Raw genomic sequence first — 15,673 nt, 5'->3', positions numbered from 1 at the left:
GCACAGGCACAGGCACAGGCACAGGCACAGGCACAGGCACAGCAGCAGGGCAGATTGCCACGCTGGTCAAGCATCTGGCGCAGGCGCAAACCCCGGACGAGGCCCACCTTGTGCAAAGCAGGCTGGAAGTCCTGCGGAGCGCCCACCTCTCCCCCACCACGCAGCTACTGGTCCGCAGGGCAGAAAAAGACCTGACATCCGATAAACCGGATGACGCAGTAGAGGACATAGGGGATGCCCTTGCGCTCCAGCCCGATCAGGCCATTCTATGGCGCACCCGTGCCCAGATGCGCCTTGTGGCCGGGAACCTCAAAGGGGCGGTGGCAGACCTTGGCGAATCTCTGGCCCGCGATGCGGATGATGCGGAAAGCTGGAGTCTGCTTGCCAGTGTGGAAGAGCATCTGAACGATGGTCAGGCCGCACTGAAGGCATGGCAGAAAGCCACAACACTCAACCCCATGCTGGACCGAACCCACAAACGGCTCGATTCCCTCCGCATCAAGGCGTTTGGTCAGCCAACCTGAGCAGGCATTAAGCCTGCCTGTTTTCAATCAGGCTTTTGCGGATTTCGCGGCCACGTTCAATTTTATTAACAATATAGTCCGCATCCCCCCATCGAATGGCACGGGCCATGGCCTGAGCGTCTTCCATGAACCGCCCGAGCATTTCCAGCAGGGCCTCACGGTTAGCCAGAAAAATATCCCGCCACATAATGGGGTCAGAGGCTGCAATACGCGTAAAGTCACGGAACCCGGAAGCTGCCAGATCCAGCACTTCCGAACGTGTTTCCCCCGCCAGATCATCGGCCGTGCCACAAATGGTAAAGGCCAGCAGATGGGGCAGATGGCTTACAATGGCACACACGCGGTCGTGGTGAGCGGGGGTCATCTCCCGCAGGCGTGCACCGCAGCGTGTCCATAATGTTCTGATCTGCTGCAATGCTTCTGCCGTGGTCGCTTCCAGCGGGGTCAGCAGGCACCAGCGGTTTTCAAACAGATCCACCAAGCCTGCATCAGGGCCGGAAAACTCCGTACCAGCCATAGGATGCGCTGGCACATAAGGCACATCCGCACGCAGGCTGGGAGCTATGGCCTCGGTTACGGAAACCTTTGTGGAACCTACATCCGTTAAGACTGCTCCTGGCTTCATGGCAGGAACAAGCTGCGCGGCAACTGCCCCCATAGCACCAACCGGCACGCAGAGCATTACGCAGTCCGCCTGCGCAACAGCTGCAACACCATTGGTCGTTGCCTCATCTGCTATGCCTAATTCCAGCACCCGTGCGCACACATCCGGGTTGTTATCCACAGCAATAAGCCTGCGGGCCAGATTGCCATACGTTTTGGCACGACGGAGCACGGAGGAGCCAATCAGCCCCGGCCCCACCACCACAAGCGTATCAAACACAACAGGAGGATGCGCGTCAGCCACCACTCAGCTATCCTTCACGGCGTTGGAAGAGGGAGAATACCCTATTGTCTCATTCTGGCTCGCCGCTGCCTGTGGCGGGGCGTTACGGCGCAGCCCCCGCATCTCCATAAACTGCCAGAGCAGCAGAACAGGAATGCCGATCATGATTTCCCGCCCGCGGCGCAGTAGGGAAATACCAAGGGACAAGGAAGCATCTATGCCAAAGGCGTGCCCCAGAGCCATATAGGCACCTTCCTGCACCCCCAGACTACCGGGCACCAAAAACCCGACCGACATAATAGCGCACGTAACACCCTCTACCGCCACCGCACCGGAAAAGCTGAGCGGAGCACCCAAAAACCGCGCGGTCAGCCACAACATGCCAGCACTGCCCAGCCAACCCAGCAGATGGTAGGACGCCGAGCGGCAGATATGCCACGGGCGGCTCCAGGCGGCCTCCATGCGTTCTTGCAGGTTATCCGCACCAGCCAGAATACTGTCCCGCCATTGCGTGGCCAGACTACGGGTAAACATGCCACCAAACTTGCGGAACAGATTGCCGCCATGCGTCTGGGTCCAGATAAAGCCAGCGGTCCCCGCGATCAGGAAGAGGGTCCCCCCCACAACCGGCACCACAAACGGGCTGGAACGCTGGTGTGCTACCAGACAGGCAACGCCAAGCAGCACAAATGCCACCTGCCCCATGACTTCTGTTGTAATATCAACCAGATTGGCACAGGCTGCCTCAGGCAGTTCCACCTCCCTGTCGGATGCGCGATGCACGCCATGACCCGAACAGGTGGCGCGAATACCAATAACAATGCCCCCAACCTGCGAAAATGGCAGGCAGGTCGCAGCGGCATCCCGCACCATGCGGGCAAGCAGCAGACGCATATATCCAATTTCTGGAAAAGCGGCGTGCCACGCCATGCCCAGAACACCGTCCACAGCCAGCTGGCAGCATACCATAAGCAGAAAGCCGCCCAGACCAATACGCATAACAGCACGCAGAACGGAATCGAAACCGCTCCACGCCATTGCAGCCGTAACGACCACGAGCCCAAGAAAAGTGAGAAAAACCGTAAGCTTCTTCAAGGCCTCAGCTCTGTCCGCCTGTTACGCTCGCGGCTCCATCAAGCCTGTAAGCTTAATTGAATCCTGACCGGGCGCATGTGTGAATGTTCCGCCCCCTTACACTACCACGGGGTCTGGCGCCACCTCGGGTGTCAGGATAAAGAAACAAACCAGCCGTTCGGGATTAACGCCCAACACCTGTTTTCTTTCAGCCCTCTACCGGGAGCGCATCCTTCATGACTGCTCATACGCTCGTAACCGGCGCAACTGGTTTTGTCGGTTCCGCCGTGGCTCGCACACTGCTGGAACGTGGCCATTCCCTGCGCCTGATGGTGCGCGAAGGAAGCGACCGCAGGAACATTGCAGACATTCCAGCCGAGTTGGTAGAAGGCGATCTGTCCCGACCGGACACATTTGCGCGCGCGGTCGCAGGCTGCCGGTATGTGTTCCACGTTGCTGCCGACTACCGACTGTGGGTACCTGACCCCGGCCCCATGATGACCGCCAACGTGGAAGGTACACGCCTGCTTATGCTGGCCGCGCAAAAAGCGGGCGTGGAACGGATTGTCTATTGTTCCTCCGTTGCCGCTCTTGGCCTGATCGGCGATGGCTCCATTGCGGATGAAAAAACCCCGGTGGAAGAACATGCCGTTATTGGCATTTACAAACGCTCCAAATACCGTGCGGAACAGGAAGTCCTGCGTCTTGTGCGTGACCAGAATTTGCCTGCCGTTATTGTAAACCCCTCCACACCCGTTGGCCCGCGCGACATCAAGCCCACCCCTACCGGCCAGATGATTCTGGACTGTGCCGCAGGCCGTATGCCCGCTTATGTGGATACAGGCGTGAACATTGTGCATGTCGATGATGTGGCCGAAGGCCATGCCCTTGCACTGGAACGCGGCAAAATTGGCGAAAAATATATTCTGGGTGGCGAGAACTATCTGCTGCGCGACCTGTTTGCCATGGTGTCGGAAATTGCACATGTGCCGCCACCCAAAATAAGCCTGCCGCAGGAGGTCATCTGGCCCGTGGCTGTTGTATCCGAATGGATGTCCCGCGCTTTTGGTTTTTCACCCCGCGTTACGCGGGAGATGCTCGCCATGTCCCGCAAGAAAATGTTTTTTTCCTCAGAAAAAGCCATTCATGAACTGGGCTATGCCCCCCGCCCGGCCCGCAAGGCCGTAGAAGACGCCATTACATGGTTCCGCAACAACGGAATGCTCAAATAAGAGGAGACTACCCGGCATGATTCTGGCTCTGGCTATTATATGCGCCATAATCTGGGTAGGCCTTATTTTCTGCCACGGGCATTTCTGGCAGGCGGGTCCAATACTCCAGCCTGCCCCCGTGCCGGAAGCACAGACCAACATTGCCCCCGATGTAACAGTTGTGGTGCCCGCACGGGACGAAGCCCCTTCCATTACAGCAGCCGTGGGTTCCCTGTTAAAGCAGGATTATTCAGGCGCTCTTTCGATCATTCTGGTCAATGACCGCAGCACGGATGGCACCGGCACACTGGCCCGTGCACTGCCCGACCCGCACAACAGACTTACCGTACTGGACGGAGCTACCCCTGAACCGGGGTGGAGTGGCAAACTCTGGGCCGTGGCGCAGGGGGTGGACGAAGCAGAACGGCAAACCCCGCATGGTAGTGGCTACCTGTTCCTGACCGATGCCGATATTATTCATGCGCCAGACCACATTGCCACACTGGTCGCCAAGGCTCAGGCAGACAGGCTGCACATGGTTTCCGAAATGGTGGAACTCCAGTGCGAAACACTGGCCGAACGGGCACTGGTCCCGGCCTTTGTTTTCTTTTTTACGCTGCTCTACCCATTTGCCAAGGTCAACAATCCGCAGGATAAAACCGCTGGCGCTGCTGGTGGCACCATTCTGCTCCGGCGCGATATGCTGCGCCAGATCGGGGGCATACAGGCCCTTAAGGGTGCCCTGATTGACGATTGCACCTTAGCATCGTGCGTTAAACAGGCTGGTGGGCGGCTTTACCTGGGGCATTCCTGCCTGGCCCGCTCCATCCGCCCCTACCCTACCGCTATGGATATATGGCGGATGATCACCCGCACGGCTTATGTGCAGCTCCATTTTTCAAGCACGCTGCTTGTTCTGACCGTTCTGGCCATGCTGGTGGTCTGGATTACGCCACTGGCGCTGGCCTTGTTCGCCCACGGAACAGCACAGTGGATTGGCGTGGTCGTGTGGCTGACCTCCACCCTGTCCTTTGTCCCCACACTTCGGCGTTTTCGGCTTTCTCCCCTTTGGGCGCTGGGACTGCCGTTTATTGCTGGCTTTTATACTGCGGCAACGGTTGGTTCTGCCCTTAACCACCACCTAGGACATGGCGTGGTATGGAAGAACCGCGCCTATACAGAGGCCATTCCCAACAATGGCCGAACCAGTTCCACCCCACCAGAGCAGAAAAAACAGATCCCCGGCGGCTAAGCTTTTTAACCTGCCGCCTCCTCCCCCGATTAAGGGATAGGCACGGCAGGCAGCCTCATGTAAACCCTTGGGGTTCCTTTGATTTGAGCGTGGCATGGCATGACTGACGATACACACATCTGGGGAAAAGCTGACGTTTCATCCGGCAAGGGGGCGTCTGATGAGAATTTTCCCGTAGGGTCCCTGCTGCTCAGCCGCAAGCTGCGCCCGCATGTTCATGCCTATTATGCCTATGCCCGTGTTATTGACGACATAGCAGACTGCGAAACCCTCTCCCCCGAAGAGAAAATTATCCGGCTTAACGCCATGGAGGAGGTGCTCAACGGCCAGCGCAGTGCCATTAACCGGCCCGATGCGCTGAGCGCAGCGCGACTGCGGGCCTCCCTGCTACAAACCCATGTTCCGTTTGAAACCGCAACCGATCTGCTGATCGCTTTTCGCGATGATTCACGCGGTCATGAATACCGTACATGGGATGACCTGCTGCACTACTGCAAATACTCCGCCAACCCGGTAGGGCGCTACCTGATCTGCCTGCATAATGAGGACCATGCTGCCTTCGGTCCATCCGATGCTCTGTGTACGTCCTTGCAGATTCTAAACCATTTGCAGGACTGCGCCAAAGATCTGGAACGTCTTAAACGCTGTTACATGCCCGCCGACCTGATGCAGCAGGCCGGTACAAAAGCAGAAGACCTGCTTGCAGGCCGCACCAGCCCTGCCATGCGCCGGGTTTTTAACACCCTGCTTGATGGTGTGGATGCCCTTAACCAGCAGGCCAGTGCACTGCCTGCCCACATTAGGGACCGGCGCTTCCGTATGGAATGCGCTGCCATTGTGGAACTGGCACACCGCCTGACACAACGCCTACGGCGTGAAGATCCGCTGGCAGGCCGTGTTGCCCTGCGTAAGCCGGACGTCATTCATGCAGCGATTGCGGCCCTGCGGGCATGGGCATGACCTTCCCGAATGGTGAAAGTTCTGTAAAAAGAGACCCGTTCTCTTTCAATCTTGACGAATAAACAGGTGAAAAGCGCGTGACAGCCGTAAACATCCAGATGCACGACAAGCCGACTCCGCTCGGATGCGATCCTGCTGATCTTGCCTGGGTGGAAAGCACCGTCAAACAGGCTGGAACCTCCTTTGCCGCTGGTATGCGCATTCTCCCGCCCATGCGGCGCTATGGCATGTACGCCATTTATGCGTTCTGCCGCGTGGTGGACGATATTGCAGACGGCAATACCCCGCTGGCGGAACGCACCAAAGGGCTGGAAGACTGGCACCAGCGCGTTGCCGAACTATATGCAGAGCGGGCTTTTCCGCCGACAGAAGCACTGGACCGTGTTCTGCTGGCGGCCATCAACTTCTTCTCCCTGCAACAGGCGGATTTTGATGCCGTGATCGACGGTATGCTCATGGATACCCAGACCGCCATTGTTGCACCGGACGAAAAAACGCTGGACCTGTACTGTGACCGGGTCGCCTCTGCCGTAGGCCGCCTGTCTGTCCGTATTTTTGGTGATAGCTCGGAAAATGGTAACGCCGTGGCTTACCATCTGGGTCGTGCCTTACAGATTACCAACATCCTGCGCGATATTCCCGAGGATGCCGCCCGTGGCCGTCTGTACCTGCCCGCAGACCTTCTGGAACGGTTTGATGTTCCCAAAGACCCGGTGCAAGCCCTGTTTGCCCCAGGTCTGGAACAGGTTGCCCGCGTTATGGCTGCCCGTGCGCAGGACCACTTCCGTACCGCGTTCGCAACCATGAAGCTCTGCCAGCCCCGCTCCATGCTGGCTGCGCGCATTATGGGTGCAAGCTATGAATCCATCCTTAAAGCTCTGTGCAAACGGGGATGGGGAGCTTCTGTGCTGCGCAACCGGCCACATACCTCCCTTATTGGCAAAGCCAAATGGTTTGCCCTTTCCTATATACCCTAACAAACGGCACAAAACGGTATGGTAGGTACTCTACATATTATTGGCGGTGGCATGGCCGGACTGGCCGCGGCAGTCGATGTTGCGGGGACTGGTACACGTGTTATCGTCCACGAGGCCGGGCGCTCATGCGGTGGACGCGCCCGCTCCTACCATGACCGGCACCTTGATTGCCGGATAGATAATGGCAACCACCTGCTGCTCTCCGCCAACAGTACGGTCTTCCGCTACCTTGGCATCACTGGTGCTCTGGACACATTAAGCGGTCCCGGCCAACCAATTTTTCCGTTTGTTGACCTGGCAGAAGATGCACGCTGGACACTGGACCTGTCCCGCGGGCGGCTCCCCTTGTGGGTTTTTCAGCCACATCGCCGCGTACCGGACATGCGCCTGCCCGAACTGCAAAGCCTTTACCGCCTTATCCGGGCAAAAGGGCAGGCAACTGTGGCAGACTGCCTGCTCCCTGGTGCCTTTACCCGCAGGCTCCTTGAACCTTTTTCCATTTCCGCCCTGAATACTCTGAGCGATACAGGAAGTGCAGCACTCCTTGGTGCTGTTGTGCGGGAATCCCTTTCTCTCGGCGGGCACGCCTGCATCCCATGGTTTGCGCGCGACGGATTATCCGAAACCCTTGTGGACCCAGCGGTTGCCTACCTCAACACCATGAATGCCGAAGTGCGCACCCAAAGCCGCATTATCGGGTTGGATGTAGCAAAAGGCCGCGTGACGGCACTGCACACCGCACAGGACAGTATTGCCCTCGCCGAGCATGATAAAGTCATTGTAGCCGTTACCGCCCCTGTTGCCGAAACCCTGCTAAGCCCGCATATGGCAGGCTTGATGACGCCCAATGCCTTTGAGAGCATTCTTAACCTGCATTTCCGGCTGGCAGATGCGCCACACCCCACAGGTTCTTTTGCGCAATGTGGTTTTATGGGCGTTATTGGCGGAGTTACCGAATGGGTTTTTCTGCGCGGGAATATTCTGTCCGTCACGGTCAGTGCAGCCAACCGCTACGCCAAACACGACCATGAGGAACTGGCCCGCACAATCTGGCAGGAACTCCGCAGCGCTTGCGATGCAACGCTGGAACAACCTTTGCCCGAAACACCTGATGCACAGCGCATTGTATGGGAAAAACGTGCAACATTTGCTGCAACGCCCGAACAAAACCGCCGCAGACCGGGTTCCGCCACCCCACTGGTCAATCTGGCTTTAGCGGGAGACTGGACCAACACCGGCCTGCCCGCCACTCTGGAAGGGGCTATGCGCTCAGGTATACATGCGGTGCAGGCACTGGGGCTTAAAACACCATCCTAACCTAGTACACGCCCGCATGATCATAGTTTACGGGCTTGTTCTTCAGGGCTTTGGCAGCATGTCTCTTCCTGCACACCGAAAGCCATGCAACCTGCCGCGTCTCTTTTTGGGGGCCTAAACCATGACACAGCTCAAAACCACGCAATCAGCGCCAACCCGTCCGGGCATTCTGGTTGGTCTTAAGGCAGAAGCACAGCTTATCCGCGGTGTGTTCCCCCATGCCGCCATTGCCGCAAGTGGAGCAACACGCACAGGCGCGCAAAAAGAAGCGCGCAGACTGGCAGCATGTGGCGCAGATTGCCTGTTATCTTTTGGATTGGCCGCAGGGCTCGACCCAGCGTTGCCCCCCGGAACACTGGTTATCCCCACCGCTGTTGAAGCATGGGGCAACACATGGCCTTGCGACCCTATTTTACGCCATATCCTTGGTGGAGATCAGCAAGGCACCATAAGTGCTCCATTGCTGCATCATGATGATGTCGTGCTTGAGGCGCGGCACAAAGCAGAACTATTTGCCAGTTCGCATTGTGCGGCATTGGATATGGAAAGCGGCTTTCTGGCTCAGGCGGCACAGGAAGCCGGTTTACCCATTGCGGTCCTGCGTGTGGTCTGCGACCCTGCTACGCGCTCCCTGCCCCCTGTAACAGCCTGCGTCCTCTCCCCCGATGGCGGGCTTAAACTTGGGTTGCTACTCCGCTCCCTCCTCCGCCATCCTTCCCAAATCGGCGGGCTTATCAATCTGGGTCGGGATGCAGGATTGGCGCGTAAAGCCATGCTGCATTTTTTGCACCAGCAGGAAAACCGACCAGCCTTCAAGCAATTTACCATGCAAGCCAGCAAAGGCTGACAGCCCCATTACTGCCCGCAGCCCCCGCATTCCCTACTCCTGCGCCCACACCCGAACATAAAAAAAGCCCGTCCGGCGCACATGCCGGACGGGCAGAAAATATTGCTGAAACCAGCTGCTTTACTGCGAGAAAGCTCTAGCCAGAATATTTTGCGTTTGCAGCGAAACAGGCAAGGTCGAATTGGTCAGGGCAACACCTTTCCACCCCGCGCCTAAAGCCGTGTAAAGATTAACTGCATCCCGCAGGCGTTCCAGACGTGCCAAAGCTTCCATATTCTGGGCGTTCAATGTTGTGCGTTCAGTGGTCAGCACTTCCAAAAAGCCAACCAGACCGGCCCCATAAAGCTTGCGTGCCCGATCGCTGGCAGTCGCACTATCTTCCGCAGCTTTGTGCAGTTGTTCAGCATATTCAATATCATCATGCCATGCTGCCATGGAGTCTTCGACTTCCTTAAAGGCAGTCAGAACAGTCTGACGGTAGGTCAGCCGTGCTGCTTCCGCCGAAGCCTGCGCTGCCCGGACTTCAGACGTCATTTTACCACCATGCATAAGCGGCAGGCTGGCCATGAACATGAACTGCCAGCTCATGGCATTCACCTGAAATGCCTGATACATGGCCGACGCATTGGGGTTAAATGTCAGAGGCACAACAAAGTGCGGGTACAGGCTGGCAACAGCAACACCAATCTGCGCTGTTGCAACAGCATAGCGCCGCTCCGCCATCCGTACATCCGGCCGATTGGCAATAACAACAGATGGCAGAACAGCAGGGAACTCCGGCACTACCGGTAACGGACGCTGCTGCTTAAGCTGGTCTTCCAGTTCACCCGGCATTTTGCCCAGCAGCACCGCAATCGCATGGGTTACCTGAGAAACCCGTGTTTTAAGCGGCTCACGCGCGGCAATCTGGGCATCCAGTTCCGCTTGTGCCTGCGCGATCTGCAGGGTGTTACCCACGCCTTCCAGATACAGTTTGTTGGTCAGATCCACAGCATCCTTAGCAACACGAATGTTGTCGGTTGCAATCTGGATCTGCAACTGTGTAACGCGCAAAAGCATATAGTCCGATGCCAGCTCGGACAAAAGCCCCATCAGCACCGCACGGCGGGCTTCTATGGTTGCTTCCACCGCATGTTCACGCGCTTCCACATCCCGCCGGATACGGCCAAACATATCAATTTCCCACGATGCTGTGGCACCATAGGTCAGCATGGATGCTTCTGGCCTGTTCTGCGGATTACCCGGACGGATTGGCCAGTTATCGATATTCAGCGAATAGCGGACATCCCCGCCACCCATATTGGCGTCCATCTGCGGGTACCATTGCGCGGCAGAGCGGTCACGCATGGCCCGTTCTGCCAGAATGCGCTGCCCGGCAATCTGTAGGTCGTAGTTACCCTTAATGGCATCCTGAACAAGCTGGGTAAGCAGGGGGTCTTTGAATAAAGACCACCACTCGACCATTTCCTTGTTTGTGCGCTCAATCTCTTCAGCGGTGGCAACGTGCTCTTCCGCTGCCTCCTTGAACTGGGCGGGCAACTTCATACGGTCAGGCTGATAGTTGGGCCCAACGGTACAGGCGGAGAGCAACATGCTTGTTGCGGCACATAACCCCAGGCAACGGCGAGCCTTCATGCGTTTTATCCTTGGCCCACGCTCAGAGATGGTCTTGCAGCCAGGTGGTCAGCTTACCCCTGCGCCCTGTTGGCTCAGGCCCAACGCTGACCGTTGCCGTCATCCCTGCAGCGAGTGTGACACTGTCAGGCACATGATCAAGATGGATACGTACAGGAATACGCTGGGCCAGACGCACCCACGTAAAGATCGGATTCACATCCTGCAGGCCCAACTTGTCTGGCGTTCCATTGGTATCGTTAATACCACGCGCAATGCTGACCACATGCCCGGTCAGTATTGGCTTGTAACCCATGAGTTTAACACGGGCGACATCGCCTACGTGCACACCCCACATCTTGGTTTCTTCAAAGTAGCCATAAACCCAGTAGGAATCAGCATCGATCACCGCCATGCGGGCCTGACTGGCAGCCGCGTAATCCCCCACCCGCAGGTTGAGGTTGGTAACATAACCATTGACTGGAGAATACAGAACCGAGCGTTGCAGGTTCAGCTTGGCCACATCCAGTGCGGCACGTGCGGCATCGACCGCCGCTATCTGTGTTGCCACATTGGAGTTAAACACTTCCTGCTCTTCCGCCGAGACAATGCCCCCCAGCCCCATACGGCGCTTGGCATCGTTGCGTTTCAGCTTCAGGTCTTCCAGCGCACCATCAAGCCGGGCCTGTGCTTCGCGGATTGCCAGGCGGAAACGGACCGGGTCCAGCACAAAAAGCGGATCGCCCTTGTGCACAAACTGGTTATCCACCACTGGAATCTGGACCACGGTGCCAGAAACTTCGGGGGCTACATCGACCACATAAACACGCACACGCCCGTCACGGGTCCAGGGGGCGATCATGTAGACGTTCCAGAGAGTAATCCCCAGAACAATCGCAAGAGAGACGACCGCAAGGGTCAGAACAACTCGTATCAGGGTGCGCAGTAGGGGCATCGCAGAGACTCAAAAGCCTTTTCAGGTCAGACGTAGAGGATCAGCAGACAAAGAATGCAGACGTAGAGCGAAACTTCAAACAGGGCGATATGCCAGAACCAGCCCAGCAGGCCGCTCCACCACAACGCAAACCGAATACACATGGTCAGGGGGAGTGCTGCCAACGCATACACAACAATAGGTGCCATAAAGACACCAAAAAGATTGAATTCCGTCAGCATGACACCGCCTTGGACACAAGCATTATCGCGCGTCCCTCTTATCAGCATCAGCGCTCTCTTTATGGGCCTGAGCAGCCTGCTCCACCCGATCGAGAACACCGCAGCACTCTTCCAACTCCACGTCGGATACACCATTCATAAGCCGGGCCGTGACCTGATCAGCGACCCTGCTGACCAAAGCCGCCACTTCCCGCCCTTGTGCTGTAATGCTGACAAGCTTGGAGCGTCGGTCTTCCTCATCCGTTTCGCGCACAACGTAACCACGCTTTTCCAGCACATCCAAAAGCCGCACCAGAGACGGAGCTTCGAGCGAAAGGGAGCGGGCCAGATCAGTCTGGCGCATGGAGGAAGATGAAAAATTGAGATAATAAATGGGACGCCACGTGGCATCGGTCAGGCCGAATACCCGTAAATCGGCATCAATTTCCCGTCGCCACATAGACGCAAGTCGAGCCAGCCGGTAACCGAATGACCGGCGGGTCTCGTTGGCCACAACAGGATTATGCTCAAGTTCCATTCACTGCTCACACTAGCGAGCATACAAAAAATTTGCACGCTCACAAAAGACTGCCGCTATCATTTACAGAAACAATCCAGCGCGCCAATGCAAATTTGGAATGGAACCTATGGTTTAAGCTAGACTGGACAGATTCAGTCCTTTTTACCGCGCACAATATCCCACACTTTGCGAGTACCACCGCGGCCAACTGCGGTTGCGACCGTAGCGGTCACGGCAGCCATGGTTACGGAGTCGCGCATTTGGGTCATGCAGCGGTCACGCATGATTCGGGCTTCCACTTCATCCGTTGTCAGGTAAGAGCGGCGGCCGAACATAATGCACACCAGAGCTGCCAGCACATCCAGCCCGAAAACCGTAAAAGATGCACCAACCGGTCCGAAGTGACCAACAAACACGAGTAGAATCCAGAGCAGCCCATGCCCTGTAATCAGGGCAAACAGGCCAAACACCGCAGCCATGATCAAAAAAGCGGCCTGACGACCGTAACGAATGGCCATCTGCTGCATCAGCGAGGATTGGGCAGATAGGGCGGATTTACCAAGATCAAAGATGCGCATGGGCTCTGGAGCTACCTTCGTTCAGATGACGCGCAAAACGTCAGCGAGACAAGCGCCCGATGATAAAGCCTACCACGCCAGAAATGGCAATGGACAACCAGGACGAGCGATTACCTGTACGCTTTGCAAGATCGTTGCGCGTATGATCGGCCAGTTCGCGCGCGTTGGCAACTGCCTGTTCTGTCAGATCTCCGGCTTTGCCGCCTGCACGGCCCAATGCTGGAACAATATGTTGTGTAACAAGGCGTTCGATATGCGCCTTAACAGCTTCCAGTTCCTCACGTGCGGTGTCTGCTGCCACTTCGCCAGCGTGTTGAACGTCTTTGATTTTATCTGATGACATGAAACAAACCTCGTTGACTTTATCGTTTTAAATTACAACACCCTTTTAACCCACAAAAAAGGACATAGTTGCATGCCGCCCGCGCATGGCTCACCCCCGGCTTTAACGCTTACCGATTTTACGGTCCTGCCCGGCGCGCGTCCCTTGGCCTTACGCCTTGCAACAGGCCAGTGCATTGCCCTGCTTGGCATTGGCAGTACTCCGCAGGACCTGACCACCCTGACCGAAATTCTGGCAGGGCGTCAGCAGTCTATGGGGCAAATAAACATCTGTGGAACAGATGTTGGCTCCCGCCCACAAGGCAAGCGGGGAATTGCCACCATTGGCCCCCATGCTCCACTGTTTGCGCACCTTTGTGTAACGGACAATATTCTGTTCCCCCTACGCGTGGCGGGCACCTTACCCACAGCAGAAATCAACCGCAGGCTGACAGAAGTGCTTGCTCTTATGGGGCTGGACGCCGTGCGCACCGCTCTGCCTCGCACATTAACTGCCGAACAGGCTTTCCGGGTGGCTCTGGCCCGCGCTCTGGTCACCTCTCCAGATCTGCTCGTGCTGAACCAGCCCTTCGCAGACATGCCACCACAGGCCGTAAAACGCTCTCTGGCTTTTTTGGAACGACTCCGCCAAGCAATCGGCCTGACATCCCTGTTCCTCACGCGTGACCGCACCGAAGCCTTTATGGCCGCCAACACCATTGGCGTGATGGACAATGGCCATCTGCTCCAACTGGCAGATGCTCCCACCCTGCTGAACCGCCCGGCCACACCCGCCGTTGCCCAGGCTCTGGGAGAAGCCAATATTCTGACCGGCAAGGTCCTGCGTATAGATGATGACGTAGCAGAGCTCCGCCTTCCATCGGGCGAAACCGTGGAAGCCATGGCGGACATGGATTTGCAGGAGCATGATCTGGCCAGCATATGCATTTTGCCGGATCGACTGTCCGTTCTCTTTCCGAGGCAGGGTGAGCCTGATAATATGGCCGAAGCAGGCGACCTACCCTGCACCCTTGTTTCCGCCCACCACCTTGGCCACACCATTATCATGCGGATGCGCCTGCGCGATGGTATGGAAGTAACCGTTAATCGCCCACCAGTGCATACGCAGCGTGAATTAAATGCCGGTCGTCCCGCCTTGCTTGCATGGCAAACACGGAATGCAACAGCCTTTCCGATGGATAAAAAAACCAGCTAGATTTAGGCTGGCAGCAGTTGCCTGTTTATAATGATGTATGAGGTTTCCCCTGTTCTCTCTCCCATTCCTGACGACACCCAGCAGGCAGGCCTTGTCCTCCCAGGAACAGGGAGGAACGTCCTCTCTTCGTAATTTTGGCCGCCGTAAGGCACTTCTTGCGGGCTTGGGGTGCCTGTCCCCGCTGGTAATGCCAACCACGGCCTCAGCCCGGCATGTACAAAAGTCGGCAAAATCGGTTAAGGGACTGCACATTCTAACGTTTGCGGGTAAAATTGCCGAAATACAAAATAAAGTCCTGTTCAAACCCTACGAACAATTAACCCGCCAAACCATTGTACCCCACGGCTGGAATGGACAGGTTTTTGACCTGCAACATTTTGCCGAGCAAACACACCATGCCGTTGCTGCTGTCATGATGGAATGCAGCAGCCTCCGTACGGGCTGCACCCTTAAACTTCTTTCCCGCCACCAAACCGACAGCTCCTCCAGCAACTGTGGGCAGCCATCCACCACCATTGATTATGCCATGGCATGGGATAAAGCCCGGTTTGACAACACGCCAAGCTGGTCGGATTTTTGGGATGTTGCCCGCCACCCCGGTCGCCGGGCCCTGCGCCGCGACCCCCGACTTACCTTGGAAATCGCTCTACTGGCCGATGGCGTTCCCCCCAATGCGCTCTACCATGCATTAGCCACACCAGAAGGCATTGATCATGCTTTTCTCAAACTGGAACAGCTACGTCCTTACATTGCCTGGTGGTCCACCCCAGAGGAAGCCGGACGCATTCTAACCTCCGGCGGCGCGCTAATGGGCTGTGTACCCACGGGAGAAATTCTGGGCACCACAGAACCTAACCGCCAGCGTTTTGGGCTGTACTGGCAACAACGCCTTCAGGTGCAATATGGGTGGGGAGTGCTCGCCATGGCTGCTAACAATCCCGCTGCTCTGGCTTTTGTATCGTGGCTGGAGCAGCCAGCACAGCAGCAGGCCTTTGCCAATGGCTGGCCTTCCCTACCATCCATGACAGAATTAAACGCCCTGACACCACGCATCGGCCACATTCCGCCGCCGATCACCGTGGATGATGGCTTCTGGGAAAACAATTTGGACAAGCTGACCGAACGCTTCCAGCAATGGGTGCGCCACGCATGATTCCTTTTTTGATCACCGGGATCCCCCTGCAGGCAGCTCTGCTTTCTGGCCTTCTTATCGTCATAATG

Annotated in this window: 17 protein-coding genes; 9 read left to right on the top strand and 8 right to left on the bottom strand. The window is 56.8% G+C overall.

Annotated elements, in window-relative coordinates:
• A partial coding sequence (locus Absy_RS09820) for a tetratricopeptide repeat protein (RefSeq protein WP_048854578.1) occupies positions 1–524 on the top strand: 524 nt, incomplete at its 5' end.
• Positions 525–531: 7 nt separating this feature from the next.
• Here the strand turns inward: Absy_RS09820 and Absy_RS09815 are convergent.
• The gene (locus Absy_RS09815) at positions 532–1,434 is read right to left on the bottom strand and encodes a prephenate dehydrogenase/arogenate dehydrogenase family protein (protein ID WP_371861704.1); all 903 of its coding nucleotides are present in this window, start codon (positions 1,432–1,434) and stop codon (positions 532–534) included.
• Positions 1,435–2,505 (bottom strand): lysylphosphatidylglycerol synthase domain-containing protein, encoded by a 1,071-nt coding sequence (locus tag Absy_RS09810; RefSeq protein WP_048854577.1) that lies wholly within the window; start codon positions 2,503–2,505, stop codon positions 1,435–1,437. It lies immediately after the preceding gene.
• A 215-nt stretch (positions 2,506–2,720) separates the two neighbouring features.
• On the opposite strand from Absy_RS09810, the gene hpnA reads away from it, so the two are divergent.
• The 6 genes from hpnA to Absy_RS09780 all read left to right on the top strand — a co-directional run bounded on the left by hpnA (position 2,721) and on the right by Absy_RS09780 (position 9,048).
• Positions 2,721–3,716 (top strand): hopanoid-associated sugar epimerase, encoded by a 996-nt coding sequence (gene hpnA, locus Absy_RS09805; RefSeq protein ID WP_048854576.1) that lies wholly within the window; start codon positions 2,721–2,723, stop codon positions 3,714–3,716.
• Positions 3,717–3,732: 16 nt separating this feature from the next.
• Positions 3,733–4,947: a glycosyltransferase gene (locus Absy_RS09800; protein ID WP_048854575.1), complete on the top strand. Its 1,215-nt coding sequence runs from the start codon at positions 3,733–3,735 to the stop codon at positions 4,945–4,947.
• A gap of 99 nt (positions 4,948–5,046) precedes the next feature.
• Positions 5,047–5,907 carry a squalene synthase HpnC gene (hpnC, locus tag Absy_RS09795; protein WP_048854574.1) on the top strand — a complete coding sequence of 287 codons (861 nt, stop codon included), beginning with the start codon at positions 5,047–5,049 and terminating at the stop codon, positions 5,905–5,907.
• A 98-nt stretch (positions 5,908–6,005) separates the two neighbouring features.
• Positions 6,006–6,884, top strand: a complete 879-nt coding sequence (gene hpnD, locus Absy_RS09790) for a presqualene diphosphate synthase HpnD (RefSeq protein ID WP_048854582.1) — start codon at positions 6,006–6,008, stop codon at positions 6,882–6,884.
• Between the two features lie 18 nt (positions 6,885–6,902).
• The gene (hpnE, locus tag Absy_RS09785; RefSeq protein ID WP_048854573.1) at positions 6,903–8,201 is read left to right on the top strand and encodes a hydroxysqualene dehydroxylase HpnE; all 1,299 of its coding nucleotides are present in this window, start codon (positions 6,903–6,905) and stop codon (positions 8,199–8,201) included.
• 121 nt (positions 8,202–8,322) lie between these two features.
• The gene (locus tag Absy_RS09780) at positions 8,323–9,048 is read left to right on the top strand and encodes a phosphorylase family protein (RefSeq protein ID WP_048854572.1); all 726 of its coding nucleotides are present in this window, start codon (positions 8,323–8,325) and stop codon (positions 9,046–9,048) included.
• Between the two features lie 120 nt (positions 9,049–9,168).
• On the opposite strand, the gene Absy_RS09775 is transcribed toward Absy_RS09780, so the two are convergent.
• The 6 genes from Absy_RS09775 to Absy_RS09750 all read right to left on the bottom strand — a co-directional run bounded on the left by Absy_RS09775 (position 9,169) and on the right by Absy_RS09750 (position 13,258).
• Positions 9,169–10,683 carry an efflux transporter outer membrane subunit gene (locus tag Absy_RS09775; RefSeq protein WP_048854571.1) on the bottom strand — a complete coding sequence of 505 codons (1,515 nt, stop codon included), beginning with the start codon at positions 10,681–10,683 and terminating at the stop codon, positions 9,169–9,171.
• Between the two features lie 22 nt (positions 10,684–10,705).
• On the bottom strand, positions 10,706–11,617 hold the full coding sequence (locus Absy_RS09770) for an efflux RND transporter periplasmic adaptor subunit (protein WP_048854570.1): 912 nt from the start codon (positions 11,615–11,617) through the stop codon (positions 10,706–10,708).
• 26 nt (positions 11,618–11,643) lie between these two features.
• Positions 11,644–11,838 (bottom strand): DUF1656 domain-containing protein, encoded by a 195-nt coding sequence (locus Absy_RS09765; RefSeq protein WP_025827705.1) that lies wholly within the window; start codon positions 11,836–11,838, stop codon positions 11,644–11,646.
• Positions 11,839–11,860: 22 nt separating this feature from the next.
• Positions 11,861–12,355 (bottom strand): MarR family winged helix-turn-helix transcriptional regulator, encoded by a 495-nt coding sequence (locus Absy_RS09760; RefSeq protein ID WP_048854569.1) that lies wholly within the window; start codon positions 12,353–12,355, stop codon positions 11,861–11,863.
• 134 nt (positions 12,356–12,489) lie between these two features.
• Positions 12,490–12,915, bottom strand: coding sequence for a phage holin family protein (locus tag Absy_RS09755; RefSeq protein ID WP_048854568.1), 426 nt, complete (start codon positions 12,913–12,915; stop codon positions 12,490–12,492).
• A 40-nt stretch (positions 12,916–12,955) separates the two neighbouring features.
• Positions 12,956–13,258, bottom strand: coding sequence for a hypothetical protein (locus Absy_RS09750; RefSeq protein WP_048854567.1), 303 nt, complete (start codon positions 13,256–13,258; stop codon positions 12,956–12,958).
• A 72-nt stretch (positions 13,259–13,330) separates the two neighbouring features.
• Here Absy_RS09750 and Absy_RS09745 point away from each other — a divergent pair, with 72 nt between their 5' ends.
• Together Absy_RS09745 and Absy_RS09740 are read left to right on the top strand one after the other, a co-directional pair.
• A complete protein-coding gene (locus tag Absy_RS09745; protein ID WP_048854566.1) occupies positions 13,331–14,452 on the top strand; it encodes an ABC transporter ATP-binding protein in 1,122 nt (373 codons plus the stop codon).
• 91 nt (positions 14,453–14,543) lie between these two features.
• Positions 14,544–15,605, top strand: a complete 1,062-nt coding sequence (locus Absy_RS09740; RefSeq protein ID WP_245614797.1) for an extracellular solute-binding protein — start codon at positions 14,544–14,546, stop codon at positions 15,603–15,605.
• Positions 15,606–15,673: the final 68 nt, after the last annotated feature.

Origin of the sequence: Acetobacter syzygii, assembly GCF_000964225.1 — a bacterium.
GTDB classification, from domain to species: domain Bacteria; phylum Pseudomonadota; class Alphaproteobacteria; order Acetobacterales; family Acetobacteraceae; genus Acetobacter; species Acetobacter syzygii.
This window is presented reverse-complemented; position numbering and strand designations above follow the sequence as displayed.

Coding starts and splice junctions, on each gene's coding strand:
- Absy_RS09760 (WP_048854569.1), bottom strand. CDS start 12,355: ATGGAACTTGAGCATAATCCTGTTGTGGCCAACGAGACCCGCCGGTCA.
- Absy_RS09780 (WP_048854572.1), top strand. CDS start 8,323: ATGACACAGCTCAAAACCACGCAATCAGCGCCAACCCGTCCGGGCATT.
- Absy_RS09770 (WP_048854570.1), bottom strand. CDS start 11,617: ATGCCCCTACTGCGCACCCTGATACGAGTTGTTCTGACCCTTGCGGTC.
- Absy_RS09755 (WP_048854568.1), bottom strand. CDS start 12,915: ATGCGCATCTTTGATCTTGGTAAATCCGCCCTATCTGCCCAATCCTCG.
- Absy_RS09800 (WP_048854575.1), top strand. CDS start 3,733: ATGATTCTGGCTCTGGCTATTATATGCGCCATAATCTGGGTAGGCCTT.
- Absy_RS09750 (WP_048854567.1), bottom strand. CDS start 13,258: ATGTCATCAGATAAAATCAAAGACGTTCAACACGCTGGCGAAGTGGCA.
- Absy_RS09765 (WP_025827705.1), bottom strand. CDS start 11,838: ATGCTGACGGAATTCAATCTTTTTGGTGTCTTTATGGCACCTATTGTT.
- hpnC (WP_048854574.1), top strand. CDS start 5,047: ATGACTGACGATACACACATCTGGGGAAAAGCTGACGTTTCATCCGGC.
- hpnD (WP_048854582.1), top strand. CDS start 6,006: ATGCACGACAAGCCGACTCCGCTCGGATGCGATCCTGCTGATCTTGCC.
- hpnA (WP_048854576.1), top strand. CDS start 2,721: ATGACTGCTCATACGCTCGTAACCGGCGCAACTGGTTTTGTCGGTTCC.
- Absy_RS09775 (WP_048854571.1), bottom strand. CDS start 10,683: ATGAAGGCTCGCCGTTGCCTGGGGTTATGTGCCGCAACAAGCATGTTG.
- Absy_RS09745 (WP_048854566.1), top strand. CDS start 13,331: ATGCCGCCCGCGCATGGCTCACCCCCGGCTTTAACGCTTACCGATTTT.
- hpnE (WP_048854573.1), top strand. CDS start 6,903: ATGGTAGGTACTCTACATATTATTGGCGGTGGCATGGCCGGACTGGCC.